General features: G+C 48.9%; 23 protein-coding genes. 6 read left to right on the forward strand and 17 right to left on the reverse strand.

Annotation, left to right across the window (positions count from 1 at the left end; all coding sequences use genetic code 11):
• Positions 1-2: 2 nt before the first annotated feature.
• The 14 genes from traM to FKX85_RS20050 all read right to left on the reverse strand — a co-directional run bounded on the left by traM (position 3) and on the right by FKX85_RS20050 (position 11,272).
• Positions 3-1,205: a conjugative transposon protein TraM gene (gene traM, locus FKX85_RS19985; RefSeq protein ID WP_141616400.1), complete on the reverse strand. Its 1,203-nt coding sequence runs from the start codon at positions 1,203-1,205 to the stop codon at positions 3-5.
• Complete coding sequence (locus FKX85_RS19990; RefSeq protein ID WP_141616401.1) at positions 1,202-1,501, reverse strand: hypothetical protein; 300 nt, start codon at positions 1,499-1,501, stop codon at positions 1,202-1,204. The genes traM and FKX85_RS19990 overlap by 4 nt, the downstream gene beginning before the upstream one ends.
• Positions 1,498-2,115: a conjugative transposon protein TraK gene (gene traK / locus FKX85_RS19995; RefSeq protein WP_141616402.1), complete on the reverse strand. Its 618-nt coding sequence runs from the start codon at positions 2,113-2,115 to the stop codon at positions 1,498-1,500. Before traK ends, FKX85_RS19990 begins: the two co-directional genes overlap by 4 nt.
• 1 nt (position 2,116) lies before the next feature.
• Positions 2,117-3,157, reverse strand: coding sequence for a conjugative transposon protein TraJ (gene traJ, locus FKX85_RS20000; protein WP_141616403.1), 1,041 nt, complete (start codon positions 3,155-3,157; stop codon positions 2,117-2,119).
• A complete protein-coding gene (locus FKX85_RS20005; protein WP_229239706.1) occupies positions 3,154-3,783 on the reverse strand; it encodes a TerB family tellurite resistance protein in 630 nt (209 codons plus the stop codon). The genes traJ and FKX85_RS20005 overlap by 4 nt, the downstream gene beginning before the upstream one ends.
• Positions 3,780-4,427: a hypothetical protein gene (locus FKX85_RS20010; RefSeq protein ID WP_141616404.1), complete on the reverse strand. Its 648-nt coding sequence runs from the start codon at positions 4,425-4,427 to the stop codon at positions 3,780-3,782. Before FKX85_RS20010 ends, FKX85_RS20005 begins: the two co-directional genes overlap by 4 nt.
• A complete protein-coding gene (locus tag FKX85_RS20015) occupies positions 4,414-5,046 on the reverse strand; it encodes a conjugal transfer protein TraI (RefSeq protein WP_229239707.1) in 633 nt (210 codons plus the stop codon). The genes FKX85_RS20010 and FKX85_RS20015 overlap by 14 nt, the downstream gene beginning before the upstream one ends.
• Positions 5,047-5,108: 62 nt before the next feature.
• Positions 5,109-7,571 carry a TraG family conjugative transposon ATPase gene (locus FKX85_RS20020; protein WP_141616406.1) on the reverse strand — a complete coding sequence of 821 codons (2,463 nt, stop codon included), beginning with the start codon at positions 7,569-7,571 and terminating at the stop codon, positions 5,109-5,111.
• A complete protein-coding gene (locus tag FKX85_RS20025) occupies positions 7,564-7,890 on the reverse strand; it encodes a DUF4133 domain-containing protein (RefSeq protein WP_141616407.1) in 327 nt (108 codons plus the stop codon). Before FKX85_RS20025 ends, FKX85_RS20020 begins: the two co-directional genes overlap by 8 nt.
• Before the next feature lies 1 nt (position 7,891).
• On the reverse strand, positions 7,892-8,197 hold the full coding sequence (locus tag FKX85_RS20030; RefSeq protein ID WP_141616408.1) for a DUF4134 domain-containing protein: 306 nt from the start codon (positions 8,195-8,197) through the stop codon (positions 7,892-7,894).
• On the reverse strand, positions 8,175-8,537 hold the full coding sequence (locus tag FKX85_RS20035) for a hypothetical protein (protein ID WP_141616409.1): 363 nt from the start codon (positions 8,535-8,537) through the stop codon (positions 8,175-8,177). The genes FKX85_RS20030 and FKX85_RS20035 overlap by 23 nt, the downstream gene beginning before the upstream one ends.
• A 54-nt stretch (positions 8,538-8,591) precedes the next feature.
• Positions 8,592-8,798, reverse strand: coding sequence for a hypothetical protein (locus FKX85_RS20040; protein ID WP_141616410.1), 207 nt, complete (start codon positions 8,796-8,798; stop codon positions 8,592-8,594).
• 100 nt (positions 8,799-8,898) lie between these two features.
• Complete coding sequence (locus FKX85_RS20045; RefSeq protein ID WP_141616411.1) at positions 8,899-9,738, reverse strand: RteC domain-containing protein; 840 nt, start codon at positions 9,736-9,738, stop codon at positions 8,899-8,901.
• 4 nt (positions 9,739-9,742) lie between these two features.
• A complete protein-coding gene (locus tag FKX85_RS20050) occupies positions 9,743-11,272 on the reverse strand; it encodes a cyclic nucleotide-binding domain-containing protein (protein ID WP_141616412.1) in 1,530 nt (509 codons plus the stop codon).
• Between the two features lie 315 nt (positions 11,273-11,587).
• Between FKX85_RS20050 and FKX85_RS20055 the strand changes: the two genes are divergently transcribed.
• On the forward strand, positions 11,588-11,977 hold the full coding sequence (locus tag FKX85_RS20055; RefSeq protein WP_229239708.1) for a MauE/DoxX family redox-associated membrane protein: 390 nt from the start codon (positions 11,588-11,590) through the stop codon (positions 11,975-11,977).
• Positions 11,978-12,143: 166 nt separating this feature from the next.
• Positions 12,144-12,416, forward strand: a complete 273-nt coding sequence (locus tag FKX85_RS20060; protein ID WP_141616414.1) for a DUF6520 family protein — start codon at positions 12,144-12,146, stop codon at positions 12,414-12,416.
• Positions 12,417-12,476: 60 nt separating this feature from the next.
• Here the strand turns inward: FKX85_RS20060 and FKX85_RS20065 are convergent, their stop codons facing one another.
• Entirely contained in the window at positions 12,477-13,832 is a 1,356-nt protein-coding gene (locus tag FKX85_RS20065) for a RagB/SusD family nutrient uptake outer membrane protein (protein WP_141616415.1), read from the reverse strand.
• Between FKX85_RS20065 and FKX85_RS20070 the strand changes: the two genes are divergently transcribed.
• Positions 13,831-14,043, forward strand: coding sequence for a hypothetical protein (locus FKX85_RS20070; RefSeq protein ID WP_141616416.1), 213 nt, complete (start codon positions 13,831-13,833; stop codon positions 14,041-14,043). The two genes, FKX85_RS20065 and FKX85_RS20070, sit on opposite strands and share 2 nt — an antisense overlap.
• 69 nt (positions 14,044-14,112) lie before the next feature.
• Here the strand turns inward: FKX85_RS20070 and FKX85_RS20075 are convergent, their stop codons facing one another.
• Positions 14,113-17,319, reverse strand: a complete 3,207-nt coding sequence (locus tag FKX85_RS20075; protein ID WP_141616417.1) for a SusC/RagA family TonB-linked outer membrane protein — start codon at positions 17,317-17,319, stop codon at positions 14,113-14,115.
• Positions 17,320-17,355: 36 nt separating this feature from the next.
• Positions 17,356-18,705: a TlpA family protein disulfide reductase gene (locus tag FKX85_RS20080; RefSeq protein ID WP_141616418.1), complete on the reverse strand. Its 1,350-nt coding sequence runs from the start codon at positions 18,703-18,705 to the stop codon at positions 17,356-17,358.
• Positions 18,706-19,554: 849 nt separating this feature from the next.
• Here FKX85_RS20080 and FKX85_RS20085 point away from each other — a divergent pair.
• The 3 genes from FKX85_RS20085 to FKX85_RS20095 all read left to right on the forward strand — a co-directional run bounded on the left by FKX85_RS20085 (position 19,555) and on the right by FKX85_RS20095 (position 21,833).
• A complete protein-coding gene (locus FKX85_RS20085) occupies positions 19,555-19,890 on the forward strand; it encodes a hypothetical protein (protein WP_141616419.1) in 336 nt (111 codons plus the stop codon).
• 322 nt (positions 19,891-20,212) lie between these two features.
• Positions 20,213-20,782 (forward strand): RNA polymerase sigma-70 factor, encoded by a 570-nt coding sequence (locus FKX85_RS20090; protein WP_168196302.1) that lies wholly within the window; start codon positions 20,213-20,215, stop codon positions 20,780-20,782.
• Between the two features lie 97 nt (positions 20,783-20,879).
• Positions 20,880-21,833, forward strand: coding sequence for a FecR family protein (locus FKX85_RS20095; protein WP_141616421.1), 954 nt, complete (start codon positions 20,880-20,882; stop codon positions 21,831-21,833).
• Positions 21,834-21,852 lie beyond the last annotated feature (19 nt).

Genomic DNA, 21,852 nt, shown 5'->3' on the forward strand with positions numbered 1-21,852 from the left:
TTTTAGACGTTTGCGGTGTTGACCAATAAAATGGGATGCCCGACCTTGAGGGTAACCTTGACGGCCTTGTTCTTTTTCCTGAAAAGCCCTTTTGCTGCCGACACGCCCGCCGAGGCCATCTGTGTTTCCAGGGTCATTCCCGAGGCCATATTGGGCATTCCGGTCACCAGGGCATTGCCTGCCCCTTGCTGTAGTTCCTGCCCAAGGCTTCCGCTGATCGGGATGCCGGGCATGGCATCGTGGTCATAGGCTTCCAGTGATACCGGCAAAATATGGTTTCCCGACCGCAGGGAGCTGACCGCCAACCGGACACGGTTGCCGTCCAGGGAGGCCTGGCCGTAAACGATGCTTCCCGGTGGATATTCCATTCCGTTCACCCGTACCTTTTCCAATAATTTCAGTTTGATCCTTCCCTGTCTTTCCAGAACAGTCTCCTCGGCAATTTCCGCTGCGATGGCGGGCTCCACCGCATGCGCCATCGGTTTGTGTTCCTCCAGGCCATAAAAGGCATTCTGTTCTTCTTCACGGTGAGGGCCAATTTCCTGTTGGCCCTCCAAATCCCTGTTATGTTCCTTCTCTACGGTAAAACGGGGCCTTTCCAATTGTTTTTCGCGGATGCGGCTTTCCACCCGCCCGGGGTGCTGGACGTCCAGGATCTTGTCCAGCATTCCTTCAAGCTGCTGCAGTTCGGGATCCGGCCCGCTTGGCTGCATCCGTTCCATCAGGCCTTCCAACTGGGCAATATCCCTGGAAAGCTCGGAGGGCACTTTTTGGGAAATGGTTGCCGCCTTTTGCTGTTGTTTTTCCGGCTGCACAACAGCGGTAGGCTGCTTCAGCTGCCTGTCGAGCAGTTCGAGTTTTTCCATCAGCTCGGACTCGCTCTGCCCAAGGCGCCCAGCCTCGGACAGGGACAGCAATGCCCGGGATTCTTTTGCCTTTGGCAGTTCCCGGTCCTTGAGGTAGGGATCCATCCGGGCCATTTCCTGTTTGCGGCGGTCGGCCTTGGCTTTCTGTTGGTAAAGTTCCATTTTGCTGAGCGCCTTTGTTTCCAACTGGGGCCCGGGAAGTTCGGCACGCAAGCGCATGGGTGCTGCATCCTTGTTTGGTGTCCCCTGCCCTGCCCAGGCAAAGGCCAGGATAAAGGGCAGCACGAACAGTGGCAGGACCAGTAACAGGGTGCGTTGTTGGGTGTTGAATCTTTTCATGGTTTTTCTTGGTTTAATTGGTGAACAGTTGTATCCATCACGGGCCTTGCAGCCTCCGGTGGCATTCCTGCTGAAACGGCAACCGGGGCATGGCCCCACTCCCGGAAAGTCTGCAGGACAATGGTAGCGGCCCAAAGGGTAAAGAGCAATGCAAACAGCAGGATCCGCTGGTATTTTGACAGCTGACGGTCAAAACGGGACAGTTGGCCGGCAAGGGCTTTCGGTATTGCCCTTACCGACTCTACCAGCTTTCTTAAGCCTGTACCTGGGCAGGGTTCAGTGATAGGTTGTGTCATCTTTTTTCGATTTTAAGGTCCTTGTTTTCCAGTGTTTCCCATTTCTCTATAAGCAGGCCGTGCGGATTGTGGCGGGACCGGGCCATTTCACGTAGCACACCGGTGGTGACCAGCCTTCTGGTCAGCTTGGAGGTCGGCCTGGTGATCTCCTGCCTTCCGTAATACCGGAAGCGGTAAGGCCTTTCCTCCATGTCCAGTGCAATGCTGTCGGCATAAATTTCCTGGCTGATGTTGCCGGTCACCAGCCTGTCGTAATAACCCTGCTCCCGCAGCACCTGGTAGGCATCCTGAACAGCCCCGTCGCCGAGGTACATGGCCTCGGCGAGTCGTTGGCCGATCAGCTCTTCATCCGGGGAAAGGGTAAAGAAACGCTCATGGAAGCGGATGACATGCTCCCTGGCTTCCACCTTCAGGTTGTCCCTCCTTCCATCGGCAAAGGCTTCCATTACCTTCCCGTCCAAAAGGATGTACACCCGCTCTGCAGCCTGCTGCTGGAAGCGGTAGGAAAGCAATATTGCTCCAAGGGCCAGCAGTACCGCCCCTATGGACAGCACCAGGCTGAAGCGTTTCACATGCTGGAAAGCGGTTTCGATATTGGTAAGGTGTTCGAACATATCAGGTAAGGGTTTTGACAGCCGTTGCAGGTGCCGAGGTCACCATGCTGCTGGTCTTGTGGAGCAGCGTGTCCCTGCCTGCCGCATAGACGATGTAATTGGCCACCGAGGGCACCGTAAAATAGCCGATGATGGCAATGACCAGGAAGATCAAATAGGCCGTATCGGTGGATGAAAAGAAGGTCTTGCCCTGGTTTTCCACCTGGCCGATATCGATCAGGATCATGTTCTCCTGGATCTTGCCGATGATGGCCCCGAAGATATTGGCCACCGGAAGCCACATGTACACGTTGATATAGCGGGCTATCCAGGAGTGCAGGGTTTGCTGGAAGCCATCGAACACCGATATGCCCATCACGATCGGCCCAAGGATGGAAAGGACGATCAAATAGAACACCCTGATGGTGTTGATGCACAGCGCTGCTGCCTGGTAGAGCACTTCCAGTACCTCGCTCATCCATTTTTTGATCGAGTTGGAGAAATTGAACGAGGCCTTTTCCATGGCAAACTTGATGTCGTTGCCCAGCCCGTCCCAAAAGCCCTCTTCACTGCCTTCGGGATGGGTGTATTCATACCAGCTCTCCCGGTCACCACTGCCGCTTTCCCCCACGTACATTTCCCAGTATTCGGTGGACTCCAATGCACGCTGTTTTTCTGCCAGCAGCCTTTCAATGGCCGCATTGGACCCTTCCACCATCTTTCCGGTGGCACCTGCCAATGGGGAAAGCACACTGTTCATCAAATGGAGCACGGAAGGGAAGAGCATAATGGCCATGCCCAGGGCAAAGGGGCGCAGCAGCGGATAAAAGTCCACCGGCTCTGCCCTTGCGATATGCCCCCAGACGCGGCTGGCGATATAAAACAGGGCTGCAAACCCGGCAAGGGCCCTGCCTGCCCCGATCAGCTCGGATGCCAGCGGCACCATGTCCACATAGAGCCGGTCCAGCACTTCATGGAGCCCTCCTGCCCCGCCGCTTACCCCTTGCCCATGTACTCCAAGGGCAAGCAACAACAGCAATAATGTGCATATTCCCTTTTTCATGGCTGTAGGGATTTGATGGTTTCAAGATTCGCAGAAGCCTGTTTCCGCTGGCGGTTCAGCACCGCCGCCTCGTTATTGAAGATGCGCACAAACACATAGCGGTCCTTGATCTCATCGAAGATCCGGTCGATGGCCCCCATCCTTTCCTCATCGGTCATCTGCAGCTTCCCGCCGGTGACCACCAGCAGCAGCTCTTCGATATTGCGGGCGCTCATGTCCAGCAGGTTGCCATACACCAGGGCCAGGTAGTCAAGCTCTTCACGGTTGAAATTCCCCCTGGAAATGAACTGCCGGTAGGCCCTGCGGTATTCCTCCAGGATAAGCTGTTGGTAATTGATGATCCCGCCCACTTTATGGTAGCGTTTCACCACCGGGCTGACAGTGGAGAGCCCGTCGATAAAAACCTTGTGCAAAGAGAAATTGCCCGAGGCAATGTCCCTTACCGCGTTATAGCCACGGCTCAAAGTCCGGTAGCCCGTGTACATATCGTCGAGGATCTGCTTGAACTGGTTCAGCTTTTCCACGTTGAGCAGCAGCTGGGCGGATTCGCCCACCTGGGCAACCGCCATCCGTGGCGAGCCCCACAGGCTGCCCATAAGCAAGAGCATGGTCAAATAGTGTTTCATGGTGTTTTAAGTAAATGTAGTTGCCGAATGGTTTTCAGATCCCCCGCATGCCAGGCCCGGTGCCGCAACAGCTGGTAGTTTTCCCGGTTAAAGGCACCGACAAAGCGGTCAAGTCCCTGCAGTTGCTGGTAAAGCCGGTCGATAAGTGTTAGCCGCTCCCCTTCGGAAAGCTCCAGCCCCGGTTGCAGGGCCACCGAAACCAGCTCGTCCAACAGCTCGGATGCGGTCCTCACCGCTTTGTCCATTACCTGCCCGAGGTATTGTTTTTCGGAAGGCTTCAGCCCGGCCTGGGCGGCAAACAACTTACGGGCCGTTTTGATCCGGTCAAGCAAGCGGAGCTGCAGGGCGATAAATTCCGGTACGGCCCTGTAGTTTCTGACAGCAGGACTGATCGAGGCCAGGCCGTTAAGGAAATCCCCGTGAAGGTTGAACTCGCCGTCACGTAGCATCTGTACCGTATTCCATCCACCACGAAGGGTCTCATAGCCTTTCCGCGCATAGCCGATGTAGAGCTGCAGGCCGGCGATCTGTTTGGCCAAATATGCCTTCTGCGTCTTTTTCTGCCGGAACCATTCGCTGAAGGTCTGGGCCGGACAGGAAAGGGAGAGCATTACCAGTAAAAACAATAGACTAGTTCTCTTCATGGTGGATATCGGTTAGTGTTTCAATCTCTCCCCTGGCATAGCTGCGCTGCCGTGCGATCAGCAGGTTACGTTCATTGAACCGCATCAGGTCGTTGAGGTTGAAGCGGACCTTCTTTTCTGCCCGGTCGATCAGGGCAAGTCGCTCGCCATCGTTCATTTTCAGGTTAAAGGCACTGACCACATCGAGCACCTCTTCCAGGTTGCGCACCGAATGGTCGAGAATGCCCAAATACACCTTTTCCATCCACCGCAGCTCTTTGGCCGAGAACTGCCCGCTTGCGGTAATGTGCTGCCAAGCTTTTTGGTACTCGCCCACCAGTCGCCCCTGCATTTCGGCAATGTCCCTGACCTTTTGGTACTGGGCAATGGTGCTCTTTACTTTCCAGAGCCCTTCGTAATAGTCCCCGTAGAGCTGTTTCTGCCGCTCGCCCCACTCGGCGATCTCTTCGAGCTTGAGTTTATTGAGCGCGTTTTCCAACACTTTCTGCGCATTCTGCAGCCATATCGTATTGTTCTGCATCCGCTGGATCTTCAGATCGATCGCCACAATGGCCTTTTTTACCCCCTTTCGGATGATTTCCAGGATATAGGCCGGTACTGCCGCCTCCGAGCGGGGCATTTGCGGGGCCGAAAAGAACAGCAGCCCGGCCAATAATCCTGCTTTCCATACTTTTGAAAACTTCATCCCAGCCCTCCTTTCATTTCTGCGGCCACCGTCGCAATACCCTTTTCCAGGTTCCCGTCAAAGGACTTGGCCCTTTCCTGCACCTTTATTTTTTCCTTTTGCTCGGTGGTATAGGCCAAATACTCCTCGGGCGACACTTCGGTGCGGTATACCTTGCCCACTGGGCCAAGGCCGATAAAGACTTCCTTGTACTTCCTGCCCGGCTCGTTGGCCCTATTGATCGACATGATCTGCATGGTTTCTTTTTCGGTCAATCCCAACAGCTCCCGGATGCCGTCGAACTTGTTGCGGTATTTGGACTGGTCGAGTAGGATCTTGCAGTCGGAATTGTTGATGATCGCCTGTTTGATGATGGGACTGGAAATGATGTCCTCTACTTCCTGGGTCACCACCACCGCCTCGCCGAAGAACTTCCGCACCGTCTTGAAAAGGTAGCGGATGTACTCTGCCATCCCCTCTTTGGCGATGGCCTTCCAGGCCTCTTCGATCAGGATCATCTTGCGCACCCCTTTTAGCTTTCTCATCTTGGAAATGAAGATCTCCATGATGATCAGCGTTACCACCGGAAACAGGATGGGATGGTCCTTGATGTTGTCGAGCTCAAAGACAATGAAGCGCTGGCCGAGCAGGTCGAGGTTCTCTTTGGCATTGAGCAGGTAGTCGAACTCCCCGCCCCTGTAATAGGGACGCAGCACGTACAGGAAGTTGTCGATATCAAAGTCGCGGTCCTTTACGCCTTGCGCTTCCAGCTGCTGTTTGAACCCTGTTGAACAGAATTTAAAAAAGCTGTCAAAGCAGGGAAAGGTATCCAGCTGCTCATAGTAGCTGCCAAGGGCATTGGAGATGGCCACGTACTCGCTGCGCGTAAAGGTCTCATCGTCCTTTTTCCACAGGGCCAACAGCAGGGTCTTGATGCTTTCCTTCTTTTCGGTATCCAACGGCCTTCCGCCCAGGTGGAAGGGGTTGAAGCAGATGGGACGGTCCTCCTCATAGGTAAAGTAATAGCCGCCTGTCAGCTCGCACAGCCCGCGGTAGGAATGGCCCACGTCCACGAGCACCACATGGGCGCCCTTGGCATGGTAGCTGCGCACCATATGGTTGGTAAAGAAGCTCTTGCCGCTGCCCGAGGGGCCGAGGATGAACTTGTTGCGGTTGGTGATCCAGCCCCGCTCCATCGGTCCATCGGAAAGGTCCACGTTGACCGGTTTTCCGGTCTGCCGGTCGCCCAGCCGCATACCGAATGGTGATGGACTGGTAAGATAGCCCGTTTCCATGTTGAACAGGCAGCTGGCCTGCCGGCCAAAGGTCAGGAAAGTTTCTTCTATGGGAAGGGCTGCCGCATTGCCGGGAATCCCCGCCCATAAGAGCTGTGGTGCGGCCAGGCTTTCCTCCTTGGCTACCGCATCGATTTTGGCGAAGGCCGCCCCTACCTTGTTTCGGATGGATTTGGTTCCTTCCGGATTCTCCGACCAGGTGACCACATTGAAATGTGCCCTTACTGGCCGGCTGCCCTCGGTAATGCTTTCGTTCAGGTAAGCCTTTATGGCCTCACCGGCATGCTGGTTTTCCCTGGAATAATTGGCCAGGCTCTGCATGCGCAGCGCCCTGCATTCAAGTTGTGCTGCCACCGCCTGCCGGTTCTCCACGATCACATACTGGTTGTAGACATGGTCGATGTCCAGCAACTGCCCCAATGGGGCGGCCTGGCCAATGGCAAAGGCCTGCTTGTCGGTGCTGTATTCCTCATGGGAAGCCTGGTCGGACAGCACATTGGGGAGCCTGTCCATTTCCGAAAGGGAAAACACCTGCACCCTGGAAGCGCCAATCCGCAGTTCCGGCTTAAAGGCAATGTCCTTTATGCGGGGCTTTCCATCACAGGTATCCAAAAACAGGTAGCGTTCCAATATACCTGACCTGTTGGAGGTGCCCAGGTAGTCCGCCTCCTCCAACCGCCTTATTCCCATCCCGCTGTCGGAGAGCAGTTGGACAAATTGTCCCAGCACGTTTTCAAATTCCTCCAGTCTTTTGATATCCAATAGCTCCGTGGAAAGAAACCTTGGGGAAAGCAGGTTGGAAGTGGCCAGGTCCGTGGGCCGCTTTCCTTTCCTTGGCAGGGTAAGGAACAGGTAGCAGCGGTGTTCGAGGTAGGGGCGTTCATGGAAGAACAGCCCGCTGCTCCTGTCCAGGAATCCCTGGTCTTCCTCCCGGACAAGCCCGTCGAACTGTTTTTTTACAAACAGGTCCTGCTTATGGAGCACGCAGCCTTCCGGAAGGAGCCTGATCGCCTTGGCCCAGGTGGACTGCAGGGCAGAATAGCCCAGGCTGTCAAGGGTAAAGATCTCCGGCAGCTGCACTTCATAACCCGCGGTGATGTCCCCGGCTCCCGAGATCAGGAATCCCCGTTCCAGTTTGCTGATGGGAAACCAGTTGTTGATCTCTTTCATATTGGTGCTATCCATGTTTTTTACCGTTTTGTTTCCTGATAAATTCCCTGTCACGCACTTTGATCCCTTTGGGCACCTTGCGGTGGGCCATGCGCTTTTTCAGGCCATGCTCACCGTATTTTCTGTTCATCCTGAATACTCCTTCTACAAGCAGATAGCCCATAAAGCCACAGGCCACCCCGTTGATCCAAAAAGATATGCCCAGCACATAGCCCGTGGCAAACAACAGCAGCAATACCAACAGGCCAATGCCCAGGTAAAGGATGTACTGCGCCTGCAGGCCCTTAAAGGAAATCGGCCTGTTGACGCCCTTGTTGAGGGTATAGCGCTTCATATCAACCAAAGAAGCTGGTGAGTACCGTGGCCACGATGACCAAAAACACGCAGCTACCGAACCAGGCGGCGGCCACCTTGCCGGTATCCGGTTCGCCGGAATTCCACTTGTTGAATACTTTTACCGCTCCTATCAGCCCGACGATCGCGCCGATGGCATACATCAGGTTGACGCCCGACTGGAAGTAGCTGCGCACCTTGGTGGTGGCCTCCATAATGCCGGCATTGCCGTCCTGGCCGAATACCGACAGGGAAATCCCTGTCAGCAAGAGGGCCAGCAGCCCTTTACTGAGTTGGTTGTTTGTCATGTTGTGAAGGTTTAGCGTTTTCCCTTTCCACCACCCGGCAGAAAGGTGCTTTGGAAAGCATGTCCAAGTGGATATGGGAAGGGATCAGCAGCTTACCGGCCTTGAACCGTGGCCGGTCAAGCCCCGCATGGATACGGGCGTACTCCCGGAATGCCCGGCAGAGGGTTTCCTCCTGGGAGAGGCCATGGAAAACCTTTTCATTGGCACCTTTGCCCGCCCACCGTTTTCCAAGAAAGTAGGCAGGACCGAACAACAAGGTCAACACGATACCATAATAAAGCAGTAACAGGCCAACGGTAGCCCACCAGAATTCCGGATTATTTATGATCCATCCTATCATATCCCTTTAGGTTTTGATGATGGGTCAAATCTCAAAAAGGCAGCAATAAAAAATTCACCAGTTGGAGCGGACTCCGGTAAAAAAATAATTTCGCGGTACCATTCCCCTCTGATCTTTCCCACGGAAAACAATGGCCACTTTAGCCCTCCCGAAGGCCATGCCCAAGTTCAAACCTGAAGCCCGAATGGCAATGTCACCCCAGGAAAAAGCGCTATCAACCTTGGCCATTACGGGGAAAAGCCTTCTGGCACTCTGCGGCATTCTGTTTTGCCTGTAAAAAATAAAGCAGTATTACGGTATGGTCCAAGGTCCCCAACCCTGCCGGCTCAACTCCTTAAACCCACGTGTTGCCAAAAAAATCCTAAAGCCCTTCGCTTTCCAGTATATAATCCTCCAGCTTCTCCTTTAGGATGTCCAGGAACAGCGTCCTTCCCTTTTTACGGATCCTTATTTCCTGAAACCGCTTATAAATATCCCCCGTATCGCCACCGAGCAGTTGTCCCATTACCTTTGCCACTTCCCTGATCTCTGCCTGCCCATGATTGAGCACTCCTGCCACTTTAAGGGCATAGACAAGTTCTACCAACTGGTTTTTCTTCCCCGTCCATTTGAGCGTCTCCGGCGTTTGTGCTGTGGCCACCGCCCCTTCAAGGGATTGGATGGCTGCATTGATATAGGTGTTAATTCTGATAGCGGCAAGAATGGTCGACAGGCCCAGGCTGGCCACTGTACAGCAGCGCCTATCGATCGGGGAATGGAAAGCCTTTGACACCAAAAAGTCTGTCCGGCCGGCACGCAAAAAGTAATGCTCGTCGAGATGGCTTTTATCCAATACGAAATAATGGTGCAGGTCACGGTTTCGATCCAAAAACGCCTGGAGTTTTTGCTGTTCTTTCCGAAGATACTGGACCTGGATGCTTTTATGGGAAGTCGGTCGGGCCGATTCCAGGTTGAACAGTTCTGCATAATAGATGGACTCGGAATGGAAATCCGGCTTTATCCGTTTAAAAAAATGTATTTCCTCAGCTTCATTACTAAACTCATATTCAGCAAGGACCAAATCAAGTTCCTCCAGGGCCTTTTCCGCCTTTTTGTGTGCTGCCTCCAATTGGAACAAACGGTTCTCTCCAAAGATATTTACCTGCGATAGCTCCCTGCTCAGGCGGTCCCTGAGCTTATGGGCTAAATTCTGAATTTCCATGATATTAGTTGGTTTTCCTTATGTTCATCAAAATTGTCCTGTACCAGGTCTCCCATGCGGCAACCTGTCCCTCTACCAATGCAATAAATTCCAACAGCTCTCCTTCTATTGGGATTTCCTTCCCGGACAGGAACTGTTCCCTGTGGGCGTACATGCGCTCCTTTTCCTGCATGTAACCTGAAACCAATTCGGTAACCACCATTTCACTGTCCTTGCCTTCCACCCTACTTTTCAGGTATACCAGGTTATGGGGAAGATCCCCAAAAATCACTGTGTCCACCGCCAATATTTCATTGGACAACAGGACCAGTCTGCTGCCCATTTCCATATATGTCTCCAAAAAACCTGCATAGGCCTTCAGTTCCTGCCAAAGCCCATGATAGACGATCTTTAACAGCTGCATGCACAGCTTTCCTTCCGAGAACCGTTGGCGTTGCCGTTCATACTTCCTTAATTCCGATTCCGTGGCAATGGGATAATGGATAAATTGCCAATCCCTCCCGGCAACATAGGCACCTATTAGTACCGACAGCAATTTAGCTCCTGCTGCATCCATGGAAATTTCATCGTACAGGTCCTTTATTGCTGTAACATAAGCCTGTCCCCGTATGGGCACATCCCCCTGTTTTTGGGTCTGTAAACCGGGATCCAGCCAGATTTTTATATCTTTCCAATATTTGGACCGCTCCCTTTCCGGTATCTGGTACATAAAAACATCAATGGCCGTAAGCAGGGAGATTACCCTACCTGCCCAGGCCACCAAATCTTCGTTTCCAAGGGGATATAGACGGCCCACCAAAAATTCCATTTCCATTTCTCCAAGGGTCTTGGCTGTCGCAGTGCTCAATGGTACAAAAAAGTAGGTACGCCAGGCATCCAGCGAACCTTTGATGAATTCCCGCTCGCGATGATTCCGTAAGGGGAATCCCTTATAAAAAACGATAGCTGACCGGGCTGGTGTCCTTTCCTCGGATTCGGTCATGATCCTTGCCATTGTCCTGACAGAGATATCCAGCAGTTGTGCCAGCTGCTTCTGGGTAAGGTTTCCCACCTCACCTTCTAACTTCCCCCTGACCATCGGCCATGCCAATTTATAGGGGAGCCCATCGATTTCCGTCCAAAACTCTTCCCAACTTTCTGTATGGCCAACCACCCTATCATATAATATTTTAAAATCATCAAAACGGGGAAGGATCATCTCCAAATTTTCCCTTGAGCAACAGGCCACCTTGCATGGCTGCAGGGCGACCACTTCGTGGTTGCTGTCCATCTTTTTTTCAAAACTGGCCAGGTCCATGGCAAAATATTGTGGAGGGTATACACGGCGTAGCCTGCCGTTAAGGGTAATGCCCGCCAACCCGTCCATGATAAAACACACTTCGTTTTCTTCCCTGCCCCTTCTTCTGATCACTTCATGTTTACGATAGGTGAAAAATTTAATCCTGTGCTCAACGGATTCATAATCCTTCATATCCACCTTGTAAAAATTGTCCAGCAGCTTTTTCAGTTTTTCAAGATCCGATAACTTTTTCATAGTTTCTTTTTTTAAGATTAAAAAACCAATAGTTAGGCATGGCAAAAATCAAAATCCTCATGAAAAAAAGGCAAATAACCACACATTAAAACAATGGTTTTCAATAAATTATAAAAACAAGCTACAAACAGTTCAAAAAACAAGTCAAGTTTTATAAAGAAATTTTTCTATTTACACCCCAAAAACAAGACATTTTCGCATCCAAAGTATGACATTTTCCTACTAACGGTACTTCCTATTGTTATTTTCTATATTATCATCGAATTTGTATCAATGATAACAATAGCAACAAATTTTAAAGACCCAATATATCAAATGGCAGCAATCCTTTACCTGTCCCTTTGGACATTTACAGGTATGGAAAAGCTTATGGATTACGATACCTACCTTGGAGAAATCAGGAACCAGGTTTTTCCCCTGGCATGGGCAGAACGGCTTGCTCCGACTGTCCTGATAGTGGAATTGCTATTGGCTGTACTACTTTTATACAAGAAAACCAGGAAAACGGCCCTGTTGCTTTCCACACTGTTGATGACCGCTTTTACTACCTATATCGGCCTTGTCTGGATGGGTGCATTTCCAAGGGTCCCCTTCTCGTGTGCGGGATTTCTGGAGACCATGGGCTGGACTGGTCATTTTCTATTCAACACGGGCTTTGTCATATTGGGAATAATGGGCCTGATGGGGCCACAAAAAACAACATAGAAAAAAACAACAATGACTGCCCAATCTCATGGGAGAATGGTATTAGGTGAGATTGACCTTTTTTCCCAGGCGGTAAATGGAGGAAGCCGAAAATCCTGAAGAGAGTAGGCAACTTAACCACAAAACGTTTATGGGATTTTGATGGTCAAAAATCCCGATTTCAATCATGAAAAAACTATTGAAAAATATGCCGCTGATGGCTTTTGTGCTGGCAGCTGCCAGTGCCCTGGCCTTTAACCTTCCCGCTGAAGAAGTCCAAGGGACCAAAGAGGCGTTAATAGATCCATCCAATAACGAGTGGACAGACATCACTGGGCAAATGCAGGGTATCCACTACAATTGTGACGAGGAAGTGGAAACGGACTGTACCCGTGAACTGGATCAGTTCGGTGAAGAGCTCCCCGATACCCGTGTGGAAGGTGAATACCAACCACTTTAGGATTAGGGAGATTATTCATCAAATAAAAAAGGCCAGGGAGCAAGATCCCTGGCCTTTCATTTATCTTGGATTTTGTGGAATTCCATTCAATTGGATTTCATCCAAAGGTATTGGAAAAGCATATTTTGCATCACCAGGCTTCAATTGGTAGGTAAGATCCCCAAGTTGCCGGACAATCGTTTTTTCATAGCTACTTCCAGTAAGTCGTCTGAGATCTTCCCATCGAAGCCCCCTGAACACCAGTTCCTTTCTTCTTTCCTGCAGGATTTTCCCCAATAATTCCTCTCCGGAAAGCCCCGAAACTTCTTCGAATAGTCCATCCTCATACCGATGCTCCAGGAGCAAGTTCAGACATCTTAAGGCCAAGGCATCATCCCCTAACCTTACTGCCGCTTCCGCCCTGGAAAGCAACAGTTCATCCGTTGCTATTCCATCAAACTGATAGAGGTTCCCCATATAAGTCCCCTTAAATTTGACAAGCCCTTCTTCATTTGGGGATGTAAAAAACAAATCCTTTCTCAGATCTCCCGAGCCATATTCCCCATACAGTTCCGGAACAATAAAAGCATCGGAGGTATAGGCCACTGAACCGGAAGAAAAGTAGCTACAATAAATTATTTCTTTGTTGAGTCCAGAAAACCCAAATGGCCCACTGGCGTTCAAGGTAGAATAGTCCATCAGCTCTGCTTGAAGGTCAAGGGCCTTCCCCGTATACTCCAACACTTTTTCATAGTCTCCCATGGTAAGGTACACCCTGGAAAGCAATCCATATGCGGCTTGTCGGGAAGGCCTGGTCGTTACAGGCACCTTGTCAGGCAGATAGGGAATCGAATTCTCCAAATCCTGCAGGACTTGCCCATAGCTTTGTGAAATACTTGCTCTTCCAACCAGCTTGTTGACATCGGCTTCCAGTTTGATCGGAATACCGAAATCTTCTGGTGCGATATGGTACGGCATGGTAAATATCTTGAGCAAATTGTAGAATGCACTGGCCCTGTATACGAGCGCACGGCCATATATCTGGTTCCATTGCAATTCATCCTTATCTACTCTTATCTTATCGAGTTGCTCAAGGGCTACATTGGCATAGAAAACCTGTTGGTACAGGTTGTTCCATGCAACCGAACGGCCAGAAGGGAAAATCTCCTCATTCCAAACATGGGCATTACGTGCAGTCTCGTTCCAGCTCTCCCATTCAGCGGTGGTGATCATATAGTCATCAGAGGCGATTTCCCCCAAATCAGCATTCCTGTTCATAACGTAGTCATTATCGAATAAAGCCTGGATATCTTCCAGGTTATCGGGAACAACCAGGCCCGTATTCGGTTTTTCATCCAGAAAACTGTCACAGGCCGTCAATAGGTGTACAATACTAATTATCATGACGGTGATTAAATGATAAAAGATCTTTTTCATGGAATATTATATTTTTATGGTCAAAAGAATAAAGTCCCGGTTTCCCGTCTGGAAACTTGTCCCGCTTATGGTATTAATGTATGGTTTACATATGAAGAAAGTAGCGGTAAGGGACTTAATGAATTGGGTCACCATGGTGGAAAAAGGACCGACCATTTATTCGGTGCTTTCCCAAATGCCAAAAGCAGCCGCTGCCCACTCTTCCCCTTAATGCGAACAGGTAGATTTTTATTTAATGTTAAACATATAAATAGATGGGCAGGGCTGCTTAATTGTGGTTTCATAGCTCCATTCGGATCCCTAGGGCGATACTTCCCAAAGGTTTTGCATTCCTGAAATCAGGATCCAGGGGATCATCCTTGGCAGCCTTCCAGATGATGCCCAGATTATTGGCATACATATAGATTTCTGCTTGTCCAATGGGAATTCCAGAAAATCTCTTTCCGTACAGGCTATATCCCAAACGTACATCCTGTAACCTAACATGGTCTCCCCGTTCCACTAATATGGACGAATAGCTGTAGAAATTATCACGATTGACATCCATTCGATCAGGAAGGGATGGCACATGGGTAAACCTTTCATCTCCCGGCTTCTTCCATCTCTGGGCAAAATCGCCGTGGCCTCCCTGACCTGATAAAACCGTTTCATAACGCAAACTTTCTTTTCTGTAGTAGTACCCCAAACGATAACTGATATTTAATGAAAGGTTAAAACCCTTCCAGCTGAAGTTGTTTCTGATCGCACCAAAATGACTTGGGCGGGAAGGACCATGGTAGGTCAGGCTCTCTGGACTTGCCTCGGTGATGATACTTCGATAATCGGTTGACGGTTCACCATCCACAAATCCCATCGGGTCTCCTGTTTGGGGGTCGAGTCCCGCCCATTCATAGCTATAGATAGCATAAAGGGGTCTTCCGCTCAGGGGAATAGGGGCATCCTGCTGGCTTCCCATCCCTCGTGACAAATATTGGTTGACCGGACCTTCCAGTTCGTAGTTACCTACCTCCTCTTTTACCCAAGAGTGGAAATTATTGACGCTCCATTTCACTCCTTTATCCAACACCTGCGTAGAAAAGCTGGCATCTATTCCGTGTGTCCTTGTATCTGCAGTATTTCCCCGAAATTCATCAATACCAGTACTTGGGGGATATGGAATATCGCCGATCAGGTCAAGTCCATGTTTAATATAGTATTCAATACTGCCCGAAAACCGATCGTTTCTAGTTGCCCAGTCAAGGCCAGTATTAACTATTTTTATGCGCTCCCACCTTAATGATGGGTTTGGAGGATTGACAATAATTGCTGTAGGTAGCCCAGTGATAGTACTATTGTTCCTTCTTAAGGCTGTAGTGTATGCCGATATCCCTTTGTCAATATTTCCATTGTACCCATAGGAAAACCGTAGTTTGACGTAGGGAAGCCAATTGGCTGCAGGATAAAATTCCTCCTCGCTAACGGTCCATGCAAAACCAGTGGACCAAAGTGGTACTCCTTTTTGATTGGCATCCACTCCAAATAGGTTGGATGCATCCTTTCGAGCACTGGCAGAGAGGGTATATTTTTTACGGTAGGTATACGCCGAGTTGAGGTAATAACTAACAAATCGGTCTGCGGTCCCACCTATATTGTCCAGGTTGGGAATGCGAAGGCGGGCCGAAGGGTAATAGTATACTGGATACGGGGTAACATAATCCATTTGTGCTATACTGCCTACCCTTTCGTTATATCCATAGAAGCGGTTTCCCATGGACCTACTTTTTTGGGATTTGATCTCTGCTCCGGCGATACTCGTCCATTCTCCATTTTCCCACTTGGCAGCATAACTTATCTGCGCCCTACCATGGTGGGAATCTGCCGACATTTGCGAGCGGTCAAGTATACCACCAAGAGGGATAATCCTTGTCAATTGCCCAGACTCCGCCACTTGTGTATACTGATTGATCAGGTCCCTGGCAAAATAGCTATCTGCAGAATAATGTTGTGTCACCTCCTGCTGATTACTCCAGTATTGATACGACAGCCCCACTTTCAGTCCTTTTAAAGGACTGTAATCCAATCCTGCGTTCAGCCTGATATCGCTTCCCGTTAGGGTATTGGTACGCTCCGACACATCCTCCAAGGGAACATAGGTCCAGTCCAACAGCCCTTCATCATGTGCAGTTTCCAAAAAACCCATCCTGTAATCCCTGATTATAGGCACAGGATTACCATTACCATCCCTGAAGCGGGTATAAGGTGGCAACACATCGTTTGCAGTTTGTTTGATATCCCCATAGGCCAATCCATTCCGGTCATTTTTGGATTTAACATAGTATATACCGGTATTCAGTTGAAGTTTACCCCCTGCCATATCAAGGTGGTGCTTTCCGCCAATGGTCATTCGCTCCAGCCCTTCCCCTACATTGCGTTCCAGATTCCGGTCCCACCCTGCAGACAGGTAATAGTCCTGGGATGCATCCCCGCCCGAGATGTTCAGGGCATATTGCTGATTGACCGGCCTTCGGTAAAATTCTCTCAGGAAATCCTCTCGAACATCCTGCTGGCGAAAGTCCTCGATAATTAAACCGGCCTCTTCAGGGCTGATTGCCCCATCCCTCTCCGCAATCAAGGTTTCGACCACAGGGCTGAGGGCGGTCTTTCTTGCTGTATTCTCCTTGGAGACATAGAATCCTTTCTCAAAAAGATACTGCTCCATATCAATAAAATCCCCAACCTCCATGATTGGAAGGTAATAGGGATCAAACCTTTCCCCAATGGTCACATTGCTGTTTAACGACACCTTCATTTCCCCACCCATTTTTCCACTTTTGGTAGTAATGACGATAACTCCATTTCCGGCCCTCACCCCCCATATGGATGCTGCAGCAGCATCACGTAAAACATTGATGGTTGCCACGTCATTGGGATTGATTGATTCAATTGGACCATCATAAGGGAAACCATCGACCACAATTAGGGGCTGCGTATTGGAAAAGAGGGTACTCCTGCCCCTTATGGATATTGCATCGGAGTCCGGACCTGTCCGGTTAAAGACCAATCCTGGAGTTACATCAGCCAGCCGGTCCAGCACTCCGGTATTGACAGGCCTGTTCACAAGGGCGCTGTCCAATTGGACAAAGGAGCCAGTGGCCCTTTCTTTTGCTACCTGTTGGTATCCCGTTGAAACCACCTCAACCGCATCCATATCCAGGCCGTCAGGTTCCAGGATAAATTTCAGCTGCCCAGGAAAGGGAAAGGTGATCTTTTTAACCTGCTCAACGTACCCTAGATAACTCACCGAAAGTTGATGATCCCCCGGGGCCAGGCCAAGACTGAACTCACCCTTTTCATCTGTTACGGTTCCTTTATTACTCCCAACGATCTGGACTGTCGCCCCGAAAAGGGGTGTTCCTTGAGCATCGATTACACTCCCGGTTAGGGTTTCCTGCGCTATAGCCCCGGAAGCCCAAAGGAAAAGATGGGCAAATAGTATATATCTCTTCATATTATTGGTTTTTTCTTTCATTTATCATTTTGGTCCCTACTCCCTTTCGGAGTCCCTGATGACCAATATATCGATGGGCATTTCCTTTTTGACGAGGTCCAGTCCAAAAGGCCGAAGGCTTTTTCTGATTTCACCAACATCGCTCATTTTGCCCTCTAGTAGGATGTCCACTGGATAATCCATTCCAGTGGCATCGACCACAGGGAGTTTCAAATGCTGCAGGTAATACCTCCAGTAATAGGCCAACAGGGATATCTTCTTATTTTTAAGGGATGCTCCTACATAGTCCATATCACTGTAAGGTTTCCCTCCCTTGGTCTCCAATCCGATGCTGTCATCTGTTCGCACCAGGGCCAACACTTCTGTTTTACGCTCTTCGATGGTGGCTTTATATTGTGGAAACATCCGTTTCAGGTCCTCTTTCATGATATCATACTCCTGCCCCGGATATTTGGGGGACACCAGCAGTTCGTAACAGAACCTGTTTTCCAACTTCCACTCATCATAATCATCCTCTGAAAGGCTATGACGAAGTTTCCCTGGGTCATCCACCTCCAAAACTCTCCTGTTGCGGTTAAATTCCACCTTACCGGCTCCATAAGCCAAACCAAAAAAAGTAGGTATCCTGGAATTGGTCAGGAAGATCCGCATCCGACTCCTGTCAGGTTTTCCTGAAACCTTGTACATGGCCGGCATGTCCTCGATGTATGGAAGAAAAACAGATTGCAGTAGGATTTCCTTATCCTCGTCAAAGCCCCGGTTTCCCATGAGCAAAAGTTCGTTCCGGTCGAACAGGGCTTTGGGCGGAGCTTTGATTTCCACCAATTTCTCTCCCTCCAAAACCCGCTGGATGGAGTCCTTTACAATTGCTTCTTTTCCAGTAAAGGCAAGCACCACTCCTTCTCCATTTATCCACACGTAATGGGGAAGGGTCCTGTGTGGAAACAACTTCCTTAGCTGTTCGTCCGATACGGCCATGGGCATGGATATTCCCTTCAGGTAATCCAATCGGGAAAACAATTTTTCCACCTCCTCTTTGTCCTGATAGGTTACCGGTAGTATGGCAACCTGTTCCATTTCCCGGTCAAGGGCCGCTATTTCCGGCATTCCTTTCACACAAGGGGCGCACCAAGTTGCCCAAAAGTCAAGGATCAATAACTTCCCTTTGTAATCCGATATCTTCACCTCTCCCTCTGGATGGTTGATGACATTAGCAACGGTTAGGTCTGGCATCCTGTCTCCTATTTTCAGATCCTGTATTACCCGAGAAGTAGAATCCATCTTTTTCCCAAGCGAAAGGCTACCAGCTTCTTGTAGTTGTGCATAGGCAACCTTTCCAACCAGGCATAGGTATACCAGTAAACATAAGCATGTATTTTTTTTCATGTTTTATTAGAGTTGTGTAGAAAGTACCTTCAACCTCCTTGAAATCAATCAAGTGGATCCAATCTCTATTCTCCTCCATTGTTCCATTGATGGAGAAAATTCATGAGGAGATATCCGACCTACATCAAATAAAATTCTCCCCTGATTTTTATAGGGATTCAACTTTCTACATGAATAAGAAATTAATTAAATACTACTGCTCTCCTTCCGGTATCCCGGGCAACCGGAAAAATCGCTAGCAATGCGTAGCCACACATAGATGGCCAAAAATCACTTGCCGAAAAGCAGACAAGGAATAGGCAGGAAAATGGGGCAAGCCGACAGCAGGCAAAAACGCCCATTATTAATAGGTTATATTGGATTCTTTGGTTTTCGACGGAAAACTATATCATAATTTGTAATCCTTCCTTGGGTTTGAAATAATGTCCCAGTAGTTATATGGATTGACAATTTTTCAAGAATATAGAAGGGATCAATTTTTATTTTTAGATATGTCCTAGAAAAATTGTCCATAATGTCCAACTATCATTATGAGCCAATTAAACAAATAAGGGTAGACATCTCCTTTCTTTGTTTATTGCCGCATGGTCTGACAAAACCACTACCTCTTTCGAAATAGTCCCGAACAATAGACATAAGGAGTGCCCACCCTATATTTTTGCAAATATAAGAATGTGGGGCAACTCACTTACGCTCGCTCAGGATTAAACTGTCAGGTTTTGCGGCGAGGCTCGTTAAATCACCTTAATTCAATTCTAAATCAATATTTTTTATCAATTGCAATATACAAAAAAATACCAGTTACGCTATACCGTAACACATTTAATTTTACATTTTTTTTCTTCCACCATGGAAAAGGAAGAATTTGACATAATCAAGATAAAACTAAGCCTTATAGTTTACAACTGTCTGTATAGCAATAAATTGCTTTTCAGAACAGATAGAGATCTTGCTGTTCATAACGAAAGTTCGTTGGCAAGTGAATTGGGAGTAAGAAAAGCAACTGTAACAGACTTACTTTACTGTAAATCTCTTCCAAGTACTAAAACTATCTTTCTAATTTTAAACGCTTTCAAAATTAGTTTTTCTGACTTTGCCAAGATGTTTGACAAAATTAATGACAAGGAAGCTATTGATCATATCAAGAATATATCCCACAAAATGGATGTGCTCAAAAACCTCTAATCCCCACCTACCTCTCAGTCTACTTATTACCTTAGAACTCCTATGGGAGAACCCCACTGTTCTTTTACACCAAGTCCCCTATGTACGGGGCGCTTCTCTCCTGTTGGTCAGTTCTTCATCTGTTTGAACAAGTAGCACTTAGCCCCCCTTTCAGTGCTGCCTACAGAATATGACCGCAGAACTAGGACTTTTCAATGGTAAAATAGAATGTGAACTCTCCCCCTTTAGCAGTCCCTGGTATATTTTTAATAAATTCTTAATCACCTTAAACCGCTATTTTTTAAAATTATCAGCTTTATTTGGTGGAATAAAGCACCCACCCATGCCACTAGAAAAGTATTCCGACCAGGACCTGCTACTGCTTATAAAGGAGGGCAATACCTCAGCTTTTGACGAGCTGTTCATCAGGCATTGGGAAACGTTGTACTTAAAATCGTTCAGTTTACTGCGCGACCCTGCGACCTGTGAGGACATTGTTCAGGATGTTTTTTTAAAAATCTGGCAAAACCGGAATGCCATCCAGATCAGTCATTTCAACAGTTACCTACAAGCTAGTGCCCGCAACGCTGCCTTTAAGGTACTTGCCAAACAAAAACTGGAGACGCGGCACCTCAACACCATTTCGACATTGGAATTGCTTTACCATGCAGAAGATGAGATGGATGCCAATGAGCTGGAAAGCCAAATCATGGCCTCCCTGGAGCACCTTCCCGAAAGGTGCCGAGAGGTATTTGTGCTCAGCAGGTTCAAAAATATGTCCAATAGTGAAATTGCAAAAAGACTGATGCTCAGCAACCGGACGGTTGAAAACCAACTGTACCGGGCCATCAAGCACCTGCGCGAAGTCCTTCCCTACCTTTTGTGCTGGCACATCACCAATGGATGGCATTAAGCAAAGGTTACCAACGTTAAACAATCATTAAATCCACTTTTTACCATGAGTGCTTTGCCTGTGAAACCGGTCTATATAGGTGAACAGGGTAAGTACCATGAAAAGCCAAGAACAGCAATTATTCGAAAAGTACCTGAAAGGAAAGTTATCTGAAAACCAGAAAAAACTGGTAGAGGAATTCTATGAAATGGAATCCCGGCGGACCACCGAGTGGGACTCCCTTCTTATGGGAAAAAAGGAGGAGGTCAAAAAAAGGATAAAACCACGGCTTATTTCCAGCAGAACCACACGCCGTTTTCCCGTAGCCAATTTAGCTGCTGCACTGTTGTTGGCATTGGCCGTTTCCTATATTTTCCATGCCTCCCTGCACAAAAGCCCTTCCCTGGAGATGATAGAGAAAAGCACTGCCTATGGACAGACTTCCACCATCCAGTTGGAGGATGGCTCCACCATTTGGCTTAATGCAGGAAGTACGGTAAGCTATCCCAAGCATTTCCCTTCCGAATCACGCCAGGTCACCCTGACCGGGGAAGCCTTTTTCGAAGTCCACCCTGATGCTTCACGCCCCTTCGAAGTCATTACCCCGGCGATGACCACGACCGTGCTGGGCACTTCCTTCAACGTATCTGCCTACCAAAAGGAACCTACGGCCATAACGGTCTCCTCTGGAAAAGTCCTGGTACAGCAAAACACGGTCACCGCATCTTCACCGCTTAGGGGTGAATTGATCCTTTATCCAAACCAGCAGGCATTCTTGGCAGAAAGGAATTCCACTTTGGTCAAATCATCGGTAGATGCTGAAAAATACAGTTCCTGGAGGAATGGAGAGTATTACCTGGACCAAATGACCATGGGAACACTTGCCGGGGTCCTGGAAAGAAAATTCGGCGTAAGGTTCATCTTCCATGACGATCAGCTCAAGGACTGCCAATTGTCCGGCAGGGTGAAAAAACAGTCCCTTTCAGCGCTTATGGAACTACTGGCCACGACACTGGCCATCAACTATAAAATTCAAGGAAAAAAAGTACATGTATATGGCCATAATTGCTAATCCTAAAAAACCATCGCCT

It is taken from the genome of Echinicola soli (assembly GCF_006575665.1).
GTDB classification, from domain to species: domain Bacteria; phylum Bacteroidota; class Bacteroidia; order Cytophagales; family Cyclobacteriaceae; genus Echinicola; species Echinicola soli.